The organism is Mycobacterium sp. IDUB_21, assembly GCF_055419425.1.
On sequence record NZ_JBVAXQ010000009.1, the window covers coordinates 84,823 to 101,080 of the forward strand.

Below are 16,258 nucleotides of genomic sequence, written 5' to 3' on the forward strand. Positions count from 1 at the left end.
GGCCAGCGTATCGCACACCAGTTCGATTCGTCGAGATTGAGCTATGACCAGCTGGGCAGCCAGATCTCCATGTTCCAGGTGGCCGGCGAGATCGGCACCCCGGTCAATATCGGATACAGCCAGGCGAAGTTCGTCAGCACCAAAGCGACGTAACAGCACACGGCGAGCAGCCCGAGAGTCCACCGCTCCTCGCCGCGGGTGCGCCCCCCGTCGACGATGTCGCTGCAGATCAACGCGAGCAGGATCGCCAGGAACGGCGCCATCGGCACCGCATAGAAGAAGTACATCTGCCGATCGATGTCGGCGAACCAGGGCAGCCAACCGGCGCAGTAGCCCACCAGCGCCGCGGCGTAGCGCCAGTCATGGCGCACCAGGGTTCGCCACAACGCGTACCCCAGCACCGGCACGGCGAGCCACCACATCGCCGGGGTGCCCACCAGCATCACCGCCTTGACGCAGGACTGGGCGCCGCAGCCGGGAACGTCGTGCTGGTCGATCGCGTAGAGAACCGGGCGCAGCGACATCGGCCAGGCCCACGGCTTGGACTCCCACGGGTGGTGGTTGCCGGCGGCGTTGGTCAGCCCGGAATGGAAGTGATAGGCCTGATAGGTGTAGTGCCACAGCGAGCGCAGCGCGTCGGGCACCGGGAACCGGCTCTCCAACCCGATCGACTGGCCTTCCTCGTGGCGGTCCACGCCGGTCTCGGAGGCGAACCACGCGGCATACGACGCCAGATACACCCCGAACGGAATCAGTGCCATCGCGTAGGCGGTGGGCCCGACGTCGCGGCGCAGTGTTCCCAGCCACGGTCGGCGCACCCGGTACTGGCGGCGGGCGGCCACGTCGAACGCGCACGACATCGCGCCGAAGAACACCACGAAATACAGCCCGGACCACTTGGTGGCGCAGGCCAGTCCGAGCAGCACCCCGGCGCCGAAGCGCCACCAGCGCACCCCCAGCCGCGGACCCCACGGCGTTGCGCCGCTTCGGCCGTCGGTCAGCACGGTGTGCATCCGCATTCGCACCTGGTCGCGGTCCACGATCAATGCCCCGAATGCGGCCACCACGAAGAAGGTCAGGAAGCCGTCCAGCAGTGCGGTGCGCGCGGCGACGAAGCTCACCCCGTCGCCGACCAGCAGCAGCCCGGCGATCCCGCCGGCCAGCGTGGAGCGGGTCATCCGCCGCACGATCCGCACCAGCAGCGCGACCGCGATCACGCCGAGTAGCGCAGTGGTGAACCGCCAGCCCAGCCCGTTGTAGCCGAACAGCGCCTCGCCGATCGCGATCAGCTGCTTGCCGACCGGCGGGTGGACCACCAGGCCGTAGCCCGGGTTGTCCTCGACCCCGTGGTTGTGCAGCATCTGCCACGCCTGCGGCGCGTAGTGCTTCTCGTCGAAGATCGGGGTGCCGGCGTCGGTCGGCGTGTACAGGTTCGAGAAGCGAGTGACCGCGGCCAGCGTGGTGACCGCCGCGGTCACCGCCCAGCCGCGGGCACGGTCGGTCGGTCCGAAATCGGCCACCGGCACCAGCAGTCCCGGGCTGATCACGGGTGCGGTGCGCTCCGGCACGGCCGCGGAGCTAGTAGCGGTCGGAGCGCTCATCCCCACGATCGTAGGCTGTGCGCCATGGCCGATGGTCGATTGCTGCTGGGTGCCACCCCGCTGGGCCAGCCCGGTGACGCGTCGCCACGGCTGGTCGCGGCACTGGGCACCGCCGATGTGGTGGCCGCCGAGGACACCCGGCGGGTGCGGACGCTGGCCAAGGCGCTCGACGTGCACATCGCCGGCAAGGTGGTCAGCCTGTTCGACGCCAACGAGGCGGCGCGGGTGCCCGCGCTGCTGGCCGAGCTGCAGGACGGGGCCACCGTGTTGGTGGTCAGCGACGCCGGGATGCCACTGATCAGTGACCCGGGTTATCGCCTGGTGGTCGCCTGCGCCGACGCCGGGCTGCCGGTGAGCTGTCTACCCGGCCCGTCTGCGGTGACGACGGCGCTGGCGGTGTCCGGGTTGCCCGGCGAGAAGTTCTGCTTTGAGGGTTTCGCGCCACGCAAGCCGGCGGCGCGCCGGACGTGGTTGGCAGCGCTGGCCGACGAACGGCGCACCTGCGTGTTTTTCGAGTCGCCGCGGCGGCTGGCGGACTGCCTGCGTGACGCGGTCGGCGAGCTCGGCGCCCAGCGCCGCGCGGTGGTGTGCCGGGAGCTGACCAAGACCCACGAGGAGGTGCTGCGCGGGACGTTGGCCGAGCTGGCCGACTGGGCGCTCGGCGGAGTGCTGGGGGAGATCACCGTGGTGCTGGCCGGGGCGGTCCCGCGCGCCGACCTGCCGACGTTGGTGGCCGAGGTCAACCGGCTGGCCGCCGAGGGTATGCGGGTCAAAGATGCCTGCGCGCAGGTGATCTCCGCAACATCGGCCGCAGTGTCACGGCGCGAGCTTTACGACGCGGTGCTGCGTTCCCGGGACTGACCGGCGAGTCACCCGAACGGGCAGGACCCCGCCCGATGGTCGGGGACCGCGAACGTGTCGAGGCCGTAGCTGTCGTAGAAGGCGGCGAGCCAGGCATTCTGGCGCTGCAGACGCTTCGCCGCCCGGTCGTAGCGGGCCCGGGCGCGCGCGGAGCCGTCGAGTCGCTCGCGCAGCGTGTCGAGACGCACCCGGTTGTAGTGGATGGGGTCGAGCAACAGCCGATCCGGCAGCAGCAGCCAGGCCAACTGGAGCAACCGGGAGTAGACGGCGAATTCCCAGTCGTGGCGGCGCTTGAGGCCGAATCCGATCATCGCCAGCACATCGGGGTGCATGGTCTTGGCCGAGCAGACCTGAACGACGTGCCCGAGCAGCGGCCGCACCAGCAACCACGGCGGGGTGAGTGCGGGACGAAGCCACCCCGGCAGCAGCAGGGTGGGCAGCGGCAACCGGGTCAGTGTGGCGAATTGGCCGCGCAGAAATCCGTTGGCGGCCAACCCGGTTGCCACCGTCTCCTCGTAGTACGCCTCGAACTCGTCGAACGTCGCGGGCAGTCGGCCCCGCTGACTCGGCAATTCCAGGTCGCTCAACAGGTGGCGCAGATATTGGTATCCTGCTTCGCTTTCCGCGGGCCGCAACGTGGTCCCGCTGCACACCGGATACGACACGATGATCGCGTGCACCGCACTGGCGATGATCCACAGCCACAGGTCGGGGTCCAGCGCGCTGTAGCGGACCCCGTCGTACTCGCCGACGCCGGTACCGTGCACGCTGCGGTGCTGGCCGATCAGCCACTGGGCGTGCTTCTTGCGCTGCTCGGCGCCGGCGAGGATCGCCTGTCCGCTGAACGCGCTGCGCAGCGCACGGTCGGTGAAGTTGTCGCGGAATCGGCCGGTGTGATCCACCGAGGCAGCGATCGGCAGCATGGCCACCTCGTCGAAAAGCACCCCGCCGAACACTCCGTTCAGCACGCTGCCCAGATGCTTGCGGAAATCCGCCATCACCCGGGGGCGTAGCCCGTCGCCGCGCAGCAGGTCGAGACCGTCATCGGCGGTCGGGCCGGCTGGGCGATCGTCATGGGAAAGCAATTCCGGCACGACAACCTCCTGATGTTAGTAAGTTATTGAAACGCTAACATCATCACATCGGGTTGGGAAGCATCGCTGTGGAAGGATCGCGTCATGCCTGTCGCCGAGACCGGTGAACGCATAGTGGACGCCGCCCTGCAGACGATCCTCGATTTCGGTGTGCGGCGGGCCTCCATGGAAGAGATCGCCCGACGGGCCGGGGTCTCGCATATGACCGTCTACCGGCGCTGGCCGACCAAGAAGGAACTGCTGGCGGCCGTGCTGGGCAAGGTCGCCGACGAGATCTTTGCCGCCGTCGACGACGAGGCGGCGGCATTGGACAGCTACGAAGACCGGTTCGTGGCGGGGTTCACCGGCATCTACTGGCGGGTCTGCACCCATCCGATGCTGAGCCGCACGCTGCAAACCGACCCCGAGGCCGTACTGCCGGCACTGACCACTGGCGCGGGGCCGGCGCTGGAACTCGCGACCAGCTATCTGGCCGGGCACATCGCCGACACCGCACGCCGTGGCGGTATCACCGTCGACGATCCGCACGGGCTGGCCGAGATCTTCGTGCGCCTGACCCACTCGCTGGTGCTCACCCAGCGGATCCATGAACCGCTGCAAAGCCGCGCCGACGCCGAACGCTATGCGCGGCAACATCTTTTGCCATTGGCATTGTCGGCGGTTCGGCCGGCGCGCGCCGACACCAAGTAGCGCTGCAACGCTTTACGACGCGGTGCTGCGTTCCCGGGACTGATCGGCGGCCAGGATCGGTGCGGCCTTGTGCAGGCACTCCTGCCATTCGGCGTCGACGTCGGAATCCGCGGTGATGCCGCCGCCCACCCCGAGCACCGCGCCGCCGTCGGCGTCGAACTCCACCGTGCGGATCGCGACGTTGAGTTCGCAGCCGGCTATCGGTGACGCCAAACCAACGGTGCCACAGTAGATCCCGCGCGGATGCGGCTCCCACTCTGAAAGGAGCTGGCGAGCACGGTGTTTGGGTGTCCCGGTCACCGATGCGGGCGGGAACGCCGCATCCAGCAGGGTCGCCATGCCCAACTGCACCGGTACCCGAGCCGACACCGTCGACACCAGATGCCACACGCCCGGCGCGGGCTGCACCGCCAGCAGCTCGGGAACGGTGACTGAGCCGGTGATGGCCACCCGGCCCAGGTCGTTGCGCACCAGGTCCACGATCATGATGTTCTCCGCGACGTCCTTGACCGAGGCCCGCAGTGCCGACGGACGGGCGTCAAGTGGGAGCGTGCCCTTGATCGGGCTGGACGTGACGACCTCGCCGCGGCGGCGCAGGAACAGCTCGGGTGACAGCGAGGCCACCGCGCCCCAATCGCCGGCGAGGTAGGCCGCCCGCGCCGGTCCGGTGCGCGCCACCGCGTCGGCGAAGAAGTCCAGCGAAGCGCCGGTGACGGTTCCGGTGAACCGGGTGCACACGCACGCCTGATACACCTCGCCGTCCCGGATCGCCTCCAGGCAGGCCAGCACCCCGGCGCGGTGTGCCTGCCGGTCCGGTGTGTCCCAGAAGATGCGGCAACCGCGAGCCGGCACCGGCGTGCTCAGCGCCGCGGTCAGCCAGCCCGGCATCGGCGCGCCGGACAGGCTCTCGAACCACCACTGCCCCTCACCGTCTTGCCGCAGCACACAGTCGGTCCAGCCGCCGGCGGCCTCGGGAATTCGGGGCGCCCGGCCATCGGCGCCGGGATCGGGGTAGGACAGATACCCGATCCAGCCGCCGCCCACCGCGCCGGCGTCCGCAGCGTGCAAGCCTCCCGCCGAACCCGTGACGTCGAACACCTCATCGGGCCGCACCGCCTCGACGGCAACGCTTGGGGCGATCACCGCCCGGGTGCCGAACCACTCGCCGGTCAGCGCGGCCGGCGGTGGCAGCCCGCGCCGGGCGGCGGCGTCGCCGACCGCGCGCAGCACCTCCGGTGCCGCACCCAGGCCGCCGAGCCGCTCGATTCGCACCGCACTAGCTTGACAGACGCTTCAGCTGCGGGTGATCTCTCGGGCGGCCGCCAGCGCCGCCAGCTTGTCCGGGTTGCGCATCGCGTAGAAGTTGGTGATCAGGCCGTCGACGATCTCGACGGTGAACACGCCTTCGAGTCGGCCCGCGGTGTGGAGCAGCATCGCCGGGGCGGAGTTGCAGATCGCCATCTCGATCCGGACGTCGGGCAGCTCCGTACCCAGGCGCAGCAGTCCGATGACCGACCGGGCCACCTTGTCGGCTCCGACGATGGGCCGGCGCGCCGCGCTGGCCTTACCGCCGCTGTCGGCGGTCCAGACCACGTCGGGGGCCAGCATCGACAGCACGGTCGCGATGTCCCCGCCGGCGGCCGCCGTCATGAACTCCTCGGTGATGCGGGCGCTCTCCGCCGGGTCCACCGGGCTGAAACGCGGCCGGCGGGCCTGGACGTGACCGCGGGCCCGGTGGGCGACCTGCCGTGCCGCGGTAGCCGATTTGCCCACCGCGGCGGCGATCTCGTCGTAGTCGAACCCGAACACCTCGCGCAGCACGAACACTGCGCGCTCGTCGGGGCTCAGGGTCTCCAGCACCACCAGCATCGCCATCGACACCGATTCGGCGAGCACGACGTCGGCCGACGGGTCGTGTTCGTCGAGCAGCAGTGGCTCGGGCAGCCACGGGCCGACGTACTCCTCGCGGCGCCGGGCACCCGCCCGCAGCGCATTGAGCGCCTGGCGGGTGACCAGCTGAGCCAGATACGGCTTGGTATCCCGAACGCCTGCCGTCTCTACTTCGGCCCACCGCAGGTAGCTGTCCTGCAGCACGTCGTCGGATTCGGTTGCCGAGCCCAGGATTTCGTAGGCGATGGTGAACAGCAGCGGCCGCAGCTCGGTGAACCGCTCGGCGTGTTCGGTACTCACACCGCCGCCTCCTGTTGGGTCATGTCCTGGTCGATGCAGGCCGGCCGGGCGCCGGCCTTGAGCCAACGGTAGGAGCCGGGCTTGGCTCCCTCGCGCCGAATCCCCCACACGGTGGCTTTGCAGATGGCCTCCTTGACCGCCGCGGCCACCCGGCCGCCGACGAACGCCTTGACCGGGGTGTCGTCGCGGCGGGACAACTGAACGGTCGCTGCCTGCCGGCCCACGCTGAGGCACTGGGCCACGAACGCCTGGTTCACCGGAGCCGGTTGGGTGCCGGCGAGGCGGGCCAGCACGGTGTTGGCGGCCTGGGCGCCCAGCGGGATCGCTGCCTGGCAGCTCATCCGCAGTGGCCGGCCCGAGGGCGCCACCGCGTCCCCGGCCGCCACGATCCACGGGTTGTCGATGCTGGTCAGGGTCTCGTCGGTGAGCAGCCGGCCCAGCGCGTCGGTGGCCAGCCCACTGGCCGCGGCCAGGTCCGGGACACCGAAGCCGGCCGTCCAGACGGTTACCGCGCCGGGCAGCACGGTGCCGTCGTCCAACACCACCGCGTCGGCGCGGACCTCGGCAACTTTGGCGGCTTCGAGCAATTCGACGTCCAGCTTGCGTAGCGCCTTGGCCACCGAGCGGCGACCCGGCGCGCCCAGTGACGGCCCCAGTGCCCCGCCGCACACCAGGGTGACGGCCCGGCCGTGGGCGGCCAGTTCGGAAGCCGCTTCGATGCCGGTCAGCCCGCCGCCGACCACAATCACCGGGGCGTCCGGCGCCAGGTCGCCGAGCCGCGCCAGCAGCTGCTGCGCCGGCTCCAATTCACCGATGGAATAGGCGAATTCGGCGGCGCCGGGAACTTCGGGGGTGATTGCGCCGGTGCTGCCCACGGCATAAATGAGGTAGTCGTAGCCCAGTTCGGCTCCCGAGGCCAGCTGGATCCGGCGGTCGGCGGCGTCGATCCGTTCGGCCGAGTCGACCACCAGCCGGACACCGTCGCCGAGCAGGTCGCCATAGTCGAAATCGGCCCGATAGGTGCCGGTCACATGCTGGTGCAGCCGGATCCGCTCGACGAACACCGGGCGCGGGTTGAGCAGGGTGACGTCGATGTCGGGACGCATCAGCAGGTGGTTGGCGGCCATGGTGCCGGCGTACCCACCGCCGACGACGACAACGCGAGTGCGGTTCATGAGTTGCTCCTGTCTTCGGGGTTATGCCCTCAAGACACCGGGGGCCGTCGGGTTGTGACGACGTGTGATCCGTTTCACTGCGTAGGGTGGGCCCATGGGGTTCGGCGGGCCGGCGCGGGTGTTCATTCGGGCGTTCAACGCGGTGACGACGGCGCTGGTCACCGCGCCGCTGCTGGGCCCGCAGCTGGGCCGGCGACTCACCATGATCAGCTACGTCGGGCGGCGTTCCGGGCAGACCTTCAGCCTTCCGGTGGGTTATTGGCGCAAGGGCGACCAGGTGAACATCGGTGTCGCCATGCCCGATGCGAAGGCCTGGTGGCGCAATTTCCTGGGCGACGGGGCCCCATTGCGGATCCGGCTCGACGGAGCGGACCGGACCGGGCACGGCGTCGCCGAGCGGGACGAGCTGGGCGGGGTGAAGGTGGTCGTGCGATTGGACGAGACGTAGCCGGAGCAGGTGGCGTAGGTCTGCAGCCGTCAAGACTGGTGGCGCGGGAACACCCCGGACGGTGCCGGCAGCGTCAGGCCCGGCGTCAGCCGCACCGGCACGGCGGTGAACATCCGCTGCTCGGCGGACTGGCCCAGCAGGTCCAGCAGCTTGCCCGCCGATTCGGGCATCACCGGCTGCACCAGCAGCGCCGCGATCCGCACCACCTCGAGCGTGGTGTACAAAACAGTGCCGAAGCGGGCCTGATCGGCAGCCGATTCGCTTTTGGCCAACTTCCACGGCTCGTTGGCGGAGAAGTACCGGTTGGCCGCGCCCAGCATCAGCCAGATCGCCTCCAGCCCCTGGTGCATGGCCTGGGCGGCGAACGCCGTCCGCACCTTGTCCAGCAACCCGTCGGCCAGCGCCATCAGCTCGTCGTCGTCGCCGGTCGGCGCGAGCGGCGCCGGCACCACCGCGTCCAGATTCTTGGCCACCATCGACAGCGACCGCTGCGCCAGGTTGCCCAGCTCATTGGCCAGGTCGGCGTTGACCCGGCTGATCATCGCCTCGTCGGAGATGCTGCCGTCCTGGCCGAACGGGATCTCCCGTAGCAGGAAATACCGCACCTGGTCGACACCGAACTTCTCGACGAACTCGATCGGGTCGATGACGTTGCCGACCGACTTGCTCATCTTCTCGCCGCTGTTGAGCAGGAAGCCGTGCGCGAAAACCTTGCGTGGCAGCTCGATTCCCGCGGACATCAGAAACGCGGGCCAGTACACGGTGTGGAACCGGATGATGTCCTTGCCGATCATGTGCAGATCGGCCGGCCAGTAACGCCGGTACAGCTCCGAGTCGGTGTCGGGGTAGCCGACCCCGGTCAGGTAGTTGGTCAGGGCGTCCACCCACACGTACATCACGTGGTCGGGGTGGCCGGGCACCTGCACACCCCAGTCGAACGAGGTGCGGGAGATCGACAGGTCGCGCAGACCCCCCGAGACGAAGCTGACCACCTCGTTGCGGCGTACCTCCGGGGCGATGAAGCCGGGGTTGGCCTCGTAGTGCGCCAGCAGCTTGTCGGTGTAGGCCGACAGCCGGAAGAAGTAGGTCTGCTCCTCGGTCCACGTCACCGGCGCCCCGGTGTCGTTCGCCACCCGTGTGCCGTCCTCGGTGACCCGGGTCTCGCCCTCGGTGAAGAACCGCTCGTCGCGCACCGAATACCAGCCGGAGTAGGCGTCCAGGTAGATATCACCGGTCGCCGCCATCTTTTCCCAGATCGCCTTGGACGCCTCCAGGTGATCGGCGTCGGTGGTGCGGATGAATCGGTCGAAGGAGATGTTGAGCTTGCGCTGCAGGCGCTCGAACACATCGGAGTTGCGACGCGCCAGCTCAGCGGTGGAGATCCCTTCGGCGGCCGCGGTTTCAGCCATCTTCAGCCCGTGCTCGTCGGTGCCGGTCAGATACCGAACGTCGAACCCGTCGAGCCGGTGGAAGCGGGCGATCGCGTCGGTGGCGATGTACTCGTAGGCGTGGCCGATGTGCGGGTCACCGTTGGGATAGGTGATCGCGGTGGTGACGTAGAAGGGATTCATCACCGATCACCTTATGGTGTGCTGGTGAGCTCCAATCGGTCAGCGGCTCCGCCGCCCGCGCCGGAGCCGCTGCCTGGGCTGGTCGACGCGCACACCCATCTGGATGCGTGCGGCGCCGACGACGACGACGCGTTGCGCGCGATCGTGGACCGAGCCGCCGCCGTAGGGGTGCAGGCGGTGGTGACCGTCGCCGACGACCTGGACTCGGCGCGCTGGGTGACCCGGGCCGCCGACGCCGACGATCGTGTCTACGCCGCAGTGGCCCTGCACCCGACCCGCGCCGAGGGCCTGACCGACGACGCCCGCGCCGAGATCGAGGCGCTGGCCGCCCACTCGCGGGTGGTGGCGATCGGGGAGACCGGGATGGATCTGTACTGGCCGGGCCGGTTGGACGGCTGCGCCGAACCGCAGGCTCAGCGTGAGGCCTTCGCCTGGCACATTGACCTGGCCAAACGCACCGGCAAACCGTTGATGATCCACAACCGCGACGCCGACGCCGCGGTGCTCGACGTCCTGCGCGCCGAGGGCGCCCCCGAGACGGTGATCTTCCACTGTTTCTCGTCCGGCCCGGAGATGGCTCACACCTGCGTCGACGCCGGCTGGGTGCTGAGCCTGTCCGGCACAGTCACCTTTAAAAACGCTCGTGAACTGCGAGAGGCCGCGCCGTTGATCCCGCGGGCGCAGCTGCTGGTGGAGACCGACGCGCCGTTTCTGACCCCCCACCCCTACCGCGGCACACCCAACGAGCCCTACTGCCTGCCATACACTGTCAGGGCGCTGGCCGAGCTGCTGGGGGAGTCGGCAGTAGAGCTGGCGGCGGTCACGAGCCAGAACGCCCGTCGGGTGTACGACTTGCGCTGAAACGTCGAGCTGGTCACATTCGGTTGCCCCAACGCTGGGGGTTCGTTACCGTCTCGTTATCAAACATGGGGCACCGTAAGGGCCCCTTTGCCGTGTCGTGAGGTTTTTTCCTTGAACACTTTGACCAGGCTGCATCAGGCCCCGTCGCCGATGCTGCGGATGCTGGTCGGCGCGCTCCTGCTGGTGCTGACCTTTGCCGGCGGCTTCGCGGTCGCCAGCGCCAAGACCGTGACGCTGGATGTCGACGGTGCTCCGGTGACCGTGACCACGATGCGGTCGCGGGTGATCGACGTCGTCGCCGAGAACGGGTTCGACGTCGGCGAGCGCGACGACGTGACCCCCGCCCTCGACGCCCGGGTGCACGACGCCGACACGATCGTGGTGCGGCGCAGTCGACCGCTGCAGCTGTCGCTGGACGGCCGGGAGCCCAAGCAGGTGTGGACGACGGCCCTGTCCGTCGACGAGGCTCTGGCGCAACTGTCGATGACCGACACCGCCCCGGCCGCGGCATCCCGCGGCAGTCGGGTGCCGCTGGCCGGGATGGCGCTGCCGGTTCTCAGTGCCAAGACTGTCGTGATCGACGACGGCGGTGTGGTGCGCACGGTGCGCCTGGCCGCGCGAAATGTCGCTGAACTGCTGGCCGCCGACGGCGCCCCGCTGGAGCAGGCCGACAAGGTCAGCCCGGTGGCCTCGACCCCGGTCACCGAGGGGATGCAGATCCAGGTGACCCGGATCCGGGTCAAGCAGGTCACCGAGCGGGTGCCGCTTCCCCCGGCCGCCCGCCGGGTGGAAGACCCGGCGATGAACGTCAGTCGGCAGGTCGTCGAGGATCCGGGCACCCCGGGTACCCAGGACGTGACCTATTCGGTGGCCGTCGTCAACGGCGCCGAGACGGGACGCCTGCCGGTGTCCAACGCCGTGGTGGCCCCGGCTCGCGACTCGGTGCTGCGGGTCGGCGCCAAGCCGGGCACCGAGGTGCCGCCGTCGATCTACGGCGCCGCGTGGGACCGCATCGCCGGCTGTGAGTCACACAACAACTGGGCGATCAACACCGGTAACGGTTTCTACGGCGGCGTGCAGTTCGACTACGGCACCTGGATCGCCAACGGCGGGCTGAAGTATGCCCCGCGCGCCGACCTGGCCACCCGCGAGGAACAGATCGCGATCGCCGAGGTCACCCAGGCGCGGCAGGGTTGGGGCGCCTGGCCGGTGTGCAGCGGGAGACGCTGACCATCGGACTGCTCGGGGCCGGCGACATCAGAGCCCTGGCGAGAGAACTCGACCTGCGGCCCCGGAAAGCACTGGGGCAGAACTTCGTTCACGACGCCAATACCGTGCGCCGGATCGTTGCCGGTGCCGGGATCAGCGCCGCCGACCATGTTCTGGAAGTCGGGCCCGGGCTCGGTTCGCTGACCTTGGCCCTGCTGGAGCACGGCCCGACGGTCATCGCCGTCGAGAAGGATCCGGTGCTGGCGGACCGGCTGCCGAGAACCGTCGCCGAGCGCGCGCCCGCCGACGCCGACCGCTTGGCGGTGCTCGGCCGCGACGTGTTGACCCTGGGACGCGACGAGGTGGTCCCTGAGCCGACGGCGGTGGTGGCGAACCTGCCCTACAACGTCGCCGTCCCGGCTCTGTTGCACTTGCTGGCCGAATTCGACTCCATCCGGACCGTGATGGTCATGGTGCAGTTGGAGGTGGCCGAGCGGCTGGCTGCCGAACCGGGCGGTAAGGACTACGGAGTGCCCAGCGCCAAGGCCCGGTTCTTCGGTGCGGTGCGCCGTTGCGGCACGGTGCCGCCGAGCGTGTTCTGGCCGGTACCGCGGGTGAATTCCGGGCTGGTGCGAATCGACCGGTACGACGCCGCGCCATGGCCGACCGACGAGGCGTTTCGCCGACAGGTTTTCGCGCTGATCGATATCGCGTTCGCCCAGCGCCGCAAGACTTCCCGCAATGCCTTCGCGGGCTGGGCCGGATCGGGTGCGCAGGCGGCCGAGCGACTCGAGGCCGCCGGTATCGACCCGATGCGGCGCGGTGAGACCCTGTCGATCGCGGATTTCGTTCGCTTGCTTCAGATCTCGGGACCGCCGCATCAACCCGGCGGTTCAGCGAGGCTCGACGGAGGAGAGGCGAAGCTGGGACCGCCGCATCAACCGGGCGGTTCGCCCAGCACCCGGGATAGTTGTTCGACGAACTCGGTGCAGGAGCCGTAGCGCCGCGCCGGGAACTTGGCCATGGCACGTTCCACCACGACGTCGAGGGCCCGGGCAGTCGGACCCAACGTCGTCGAGACGGGCGGCGGCAGTCGCCGCAGGTGCGCATCCACCAGTTCGGCCGCGCTGAGTGCGGAGAAGGGCGGTGCCCCGGTGAGCAACTCGACAGCGGTGCAGGCCAGCGCGTATTCGTCGGTGGCGGCTGACGGGGCTTTGCCGCACAGGATCTCCGGCGCGGTGTAGGGCAGCGAGACCTCGGGGTTGCTGACGTTGCGTGGCCTTCTCCACACGTCCTCGACGACTGCGTGGGCCGAGCCGAAGTCGGTCAGCACCGCCCCGGTACGGGGGAAGTCCGCGGGGATCAAGATGTTGGCGGGTTTGACGTCGCAGTGCACGATGCCCTGGTGGTGGGCGTAGTCCAGCGCGTCGGCGATCTGAGCCAGTGCGGACAGTTGATCGGGCAACATCTGCAGCCGGTTCGACTTGCCGCCGTCCACGAACTGCATCGCCAGCCAGTACGGCCCGTGCCGGTAGACCGTGACGATGTTGGGGTGGTCCAGGATGCGCGCGAACTCGAACTCGCGGTCCAGCCGGGCCTGCTCGACGGGGGTGCGATGCGCTTCGTCGAGGACCTTCAGCGCGACCGGCGCGGCGGGGTCGGTCTGGAGATGGGAGTTGTGGGCCAGGTATACGGTGGCGTGCCCGCCGCGCCCGACCTCCCGGTCGACCAGGTAGCCGCCGAACTCCGCGCCGGCTTCGCCCATGCTCCTCAGGTTATGGCGACGGCGCCGACTTCGTCGCCGGAGCGCGCGGATCGCCGAAAACTAAGAAACAGATGATTACACGGCTAAAAATAGATGACATTCCGCTGGTACGGAGTAATAATCATCCGAACGTCATCTTGGGAGGTCGCCATGACAACGCTGACCCATCGCAACCTGCGCTCCTTGGGCGCGGTTCCGCTGGCCGTCGCCACGATCGCCGCATTGGGTGTCGCGCCGGCGGTGGCGCCCGGTCTGGCAGCGAGTGCGAAAACCGTGGTGGCCCAGGCGCAACTGCTGGACACCGAGTCGTGGATCATGGGCGGCAGTGGTCTGCCCATCCCGCCGCCGCAATACCTGACCGCTCTCACCGATCGGTTCCTGGACCCCGCGACACCCAAGTTCGACGGTCAGCCGTTGTTCCCGGTCGACGTGACCAACGCGCTGTTCACCCCGGAGGGCCTCTACCCGCTGACCGGTGTGAAGACGCTGCCGTTGGACACGTCGCTGGCCCAGGGCGTCGAGATCCTGCACCAGAAGATCATGAGCGAGACCGCCGCCGGCAATAACCTTGTCGTGCTGGGCTATTCGCAGAGCGCCACCATCAACTCGCTGGAGATGGAGAATCTGCTGGCGTTGCCCGTGGACCAGCAGCCGACCGCCGACCAGCTCTCGTTTGTGTTGCTCGGTGACCCCAGCAACCCCAACGGCGGTCTGCTGTCGCGCTTTGACCTGCAGAGCGTGAATCCGAATATGCCGGAGCTGACCCTGCCGAGTCTCGGCGTCACGTTCAGCGGCGCCACCCCGGCCGACACGCCCTGGGAGACCGCGGTTTACACCCAGGAGTACGACGGCTTCGCCGACTTCCCCAAGTACTCGCTCAACTTGTTGTCGGACATCAACGCCTTTATGGGCATCATGTACGTGCACGGCACCTATCCGACGCTGACTGACGCTCAGCTGGCGTCGGCCATCGAGCTGCCGGTCTCCGACGACTACACCGGCAACACCCAATACTTCATGATCCCCACTGAGGATCTGCCGATGCTGCAGCCGTTGCGCGGCAGCGGATTCGGCAACGCGTTCGCCGACCTGTTGCAGCCCGCGCTGAAGGTGCTGGTCAACCTCGGCTACGGCGACATCGACCACGGTTGGGATCAGGGCCCGGCGGATGTGGCCACCCCGTTCGGGCTGTTCCCGGACGTCAACCTCCAAGACGTATTCACCGCCCTGGTCAACGGCGCTCAGCAGGGTTGGACCGACTTCACCGAAGACCTGCAGAACCTGTCGTCCAGTAGCGCGGCGGACTTGTTCGGCGGCGGCCTCGGCAGCAGTGCGGACTTCGTCATGCCGAGCCTGACCGACATCGTCAACACGTTCACCAGCGTGTCGGCGACCCTGTACAGCACCTTGCTGCCCACCGCGGACATTCTCAACGCCGTGTTCACCACGTTGCCGGCCTACGCCACGACGATCTTCGCGCAGGAACTGGCATCGGGTGACCTGCTGAACGCGATCGGCTTGCCGATGGCGGCCACCACCGGACTGGTCACGATGGCGGCCGGCTTCGAGTTCGAGGTCATCACGAATGCGCTCAACTCGATCCAGGCGGACTTCGCCGAGCTCTTCGGATAGAAGTCACAGCGGATCGACCCGCTAGTGTCATCGGCGTGACCGCATCCGACGGAAACGCCGCCACCGAGTGGTCCCCGACCGGGTCGGTCACCGTACGGGCGCCGGGCAAACTCAACCTCTACCTGGCCGTCGGCGACCGCCGCGATGACGGCTACCACGAGCTGACCACTGTTTTTCACGCCGTTTCGCTGGTCGACGAGGTGACCGTCCGCGACGCCGACGTGCTGTCGTTGCGGATCACCGGCGAGGGCGCCGACGTGCTGCCCACCGATGAACGGAACCTGGCCTGGCAAGCCGCCGAACTGATGGCCGAGCACGTCGGCCGGGCCCCCGACGTGGCGATCGCGATCGACAAGTCGATTCCGGTCGCCGGCGGCATGGCCGGTGGCAGCGCCGACGCCGCGGCGGTGCTGGTCGGGATGAATGTGCTCTGGGAGTTGGGCGTGCCACGACGCGATCTGCACGCCTTGGCCGCCCAGCTGGGCAGCGACGTGCCGTTCGCGCTGCACGGCGGTACCGCATTGGGTACCGGCCGCGGCGAAGAACTGGCGACGGTGCTCACCCGGGAGACGTTCCACTGGGTGCTGGCCTTCGCCGAAGGCGGGCTGTCCACTCCTAAGGTCTTCGCCGAACTCGACCGGCTACGCGACACCGGGCGCACCCTGCCCGAGTTGGGCGAGCCCGAGCTGGTGCTGGCGGCGTTGGCCGCCGGTGATGCGCAGCAGTTGGCCGGCCGGCTCGGCAATGACCTGCAGACCGCGGCGGTCAGCCTCAACCCCGCGTTGCGGCGCGCGCTGCGCGCCGGCGTGGAGGCGGGCGCGCTGTCGGGCATCGTGACCGGTTCCGGGCCGACGTGTGCGTTCCTGTGCGCCTCGGCTGCTTCGGCTGCCGATGTCGCCGTCGAGCTGGCAGCGGTGGGTGCGGGGCGTGCGGTGCGGGTGGCCAGCGGCCCGGTCTACGGTGCCCGGGTGGTGCCGTCATCGATCACCGGAGTGTGACGGCGCACCCAATCCGACGCGAAAATTTGCTCGCTGATTAAGAGGAGTTTAAGATACAGCGCGGTGACTAGTTGCGGTCAGGACGTCCCTGCCAACCAGGCGCTCGCCGTCGAGGTGGGCGCACATTTGCCGTATCGAGATGTAACCGCCGCCTATTTGTGCG

15 protein-coding genes are annotated in these 16,258 nt (G+C 68.9%); 8 read left to right on the top strand and 7 right to left on the bottom strand.

Going from position 1 to position 16,258, the window contains the following annotated elements; genetic code table 11:
* Positions 1-41: 41 nt before the first annotated feature.
* Complete coding sequence (locus ACZYY4_RS14735) at positions 42-1,601, bottom strand: dolichyl-phosphate-mannose--protein mannosyltransferase (RefSeq protein WP_463810737.1); 1,560 nt, start codon at positions 1,599-1,601, stop codon at positions 42-44.
* 24 nt (positions 1,602-1,625) lie between these two features.
* On the opposite strand from ACZYY4_RS14735, the gene rsmI reads away from it, so the two are divergent.
* The gene (gene rsmI / locus ACZYY4_RS14740; protein ID WP_463810738.1) at positions 1,626-2,462 is read left to right on the top strand and encodes a 16S rRNA (cytidine(1402)-2'-O)-methyltransferase; all 837 of its coding nucleotides are present in this window, start codon (positions 1,626-1,628) and stop codon (positions 2,460-2,462) included.
* 8 nt (positions 2,463-2,470) lie between these two features.
* Here the strand turns inward: rsmI and ACZYY4_RS14745 are convergent, their stop codons facing one another.
* Positions 2,471-3,556 (bottom strand): oxygenase MpaB family protein, encoded by a 1,086-nt coding sequence (locus ACZYY4_RS14745; RefSeq protein WP_463810739.1) that lies wholly within the window; start codon positions 3,554-3,556, stop codon positions 2,471-2,473.
* Between the two features lie 84 nt (positions 3,557-3,640).
* Between ACZYY4_RS14745 and ACZYY4_RS14750 the strand changes: the two genes are divergently transcribed.
* Complete coding sequence (locus ACZYY4_RS14750; RefSeq protein ID WP_463810740.1) at positions 3,641-4,246, top strand: TetR/AcrR family transcriptional regulator; 606 nt, start codon at positions 3,641-3,643, stop codon at positions 4,244-4,246.
* 12 nt (positions 4,247-4,258) lie between these two features.
* On the opposite strand, the gene ACZYY4_RS14755 is transcribed toward ACZYY4_RS14750, so the two are convergent.
* The 3 genes from ACZYY4_RS14755 to ACZYY4_RS14765 are packed head-to-tail and all read right to left on the bottom strand — an operon-like array spanning position 4,259 to position 7,611.
* Entirely contained in the window at positions 4,259-5,518 is a 1,260-nt protein-coding gene (locus tag ACZYY4_RS14755) for an aminodeoxychorismate synthase component I (protein WP_463810741.1), read from the bottom strand.
* Between the two features lie 21 nt (positions 5,519-5,539).
* Positions 5,540-6,436 (bottom strand): RNA polymerase sigma-70 factor, encoded by an 897-nt coding sequence (locus ACZYY4_RS14760; protein ID WP_463810742.1) that lies wholly within the window; start codon positions 6,434-6,436, stop codon positions 5,540-5,542.
* Positions 6,433-7,611: an NAD(P)/FAD-dependent oxidoreductase gene (locus ACZYY4_RS14765; RefSeq protein WP_463810743.1), complete on the bottom strand. Its 1,179-nt coding sequence runs from the start codon at positions 7,609-7,611 to the stop codon at positions 6,433-6,435. Before ACZYY4_RS14765 ends, ACZYY4_RS14760 begins: the two co-directional genes overlap by 4 nt.
* A gap of 94 nt (positions 7,612-7,705) precedes the next feature.
* On the opposite strand from ACZYY4_RS14765, the gene ACZYY4_RS14770 reads away from it, so the two are divergent.
* Positions 7,706-8,059, top strand: a complete 354-nt coding sequence (locus ACZYY4_RS14770; protein WP_463810744.1) for a hypothetical protein — start codon at positions 7,706-7,708, stop codon at positions 8,057-8,059.
* Positions 8,060-8,088: 29 nt separating this feature from the next.
* Here the strand turns inward: ACZYY4_RS14770 and metG are convergent, their stop codons facing one another.
* Positions 8,089-9,630 (bottom strand): methionine--tRNA ligase, encoded by a 1,542-nt coding sequence (metG, locus tag ACZYY4_RS14775; RefSeq protein ID WP_463810745.1) that lies wholly within the window; start codon positions 9,628-9,630, stop codon positions 8,089-8,091.
* A gap of 24 nt (positions 9,631-9,654) precedes the next feature.
* Between metG and ACZYY4_RS14780 the strand changes: the two genes are divergently transcribed.
* The 3 genes from ACZYY4_RS14780 (at position 9,655) to rsmA (ending at position 12,701) form a co-directional block, all read left to right on the top strand.
* Positions 9,655-10,491 carry a TatD family hydrolase gene (locus ACZYY4_RS14780; protein WP_463810746.1) on the top strand — a complete coding sequence of 279 codons (837 nt, stop codon included), beginning with the start codon at positions 9,655-9,657 and terminating at the stop codon, positions 10,489-10,491.
* Between the two features lie 111 nt (positions 10,492-10,602).
* Complete coding sequence (locus ACZYY4_RS14785) at positions 10,603-11,721, top strand: transglycosylase family protein (RefSeq protein WP_463810747.1); 1,119 nt, start codon at positions 10,603-10,605, stop codon at positions 11,719-11,721.
* Positions 11,694-12,701, top strand: coding sequence for a 16S rRNA (adenine(1518)-N(6)/adenine(1519)-N(6))-dimethyltransferase RsmA (gene rsmA, locus ACZYY4_RS14790; RefSeq protein ID WP_463810843.1), 1,008 nt, complete (start codon positions 11,694-11,696; stop codon positions 12,699-12,701). Before ACZYY4_RS14785 ends, rsmA begins: the two co-directional genes overlap by 28 nt.
* Here the strand turns inward: rsmA and ACZYY4_RS14795 are convergent.
* Positions 12,638-13,465: a serine/threonine-protein kinase gene (locus tag ACZYY4_RS14795; RefSeq protein WP_463810748.1), complete on the bottom strand. Its 828-nt coding sequence runs from the start codon at positions 13,463-13,465 to the stop codon at positions 12,638-12,640. The genes rsmA and ACZYY4_RS14795 overlap by 64 nt on opposite strands.
* A gap of 150 nt (positions 13,466-13,615) precedes the next feature.
* On the opposite strand from ACZYY4_RS14795, the gene ACZYY4_RS14800 reads away from it, so the two are divergent.
* Positions 13,616-15,097 carry a PE-PPE domain-containing protein gene (locus ACZYY4_RS14800; protein ID WP_463810749.1) on the top strand — a complete coding sequence of 494 codons (1,482 nt, stop codon included), beginning with the start codon at positions 13,616-13,618 and terminating at the stop codon, positions 15,095-15,097.
* A gap of 35 nt (positions 15,098-15,132) precedes the next feature.
* Complete coding sequence (locus tag ACZYY4_RS14805; protein ID WP_463810750.1) at positions 15,133-16,095, top strand: 4-(cytidine 5'-diphospho)-2-C-methyl-D-erythritol kinase; 963 nt, start codon at positions 15,133-15,135, stop codon at positions 16,093-16,095.
* Positions 16,096-16,258 lie beyond the last annotated feature (163 nt).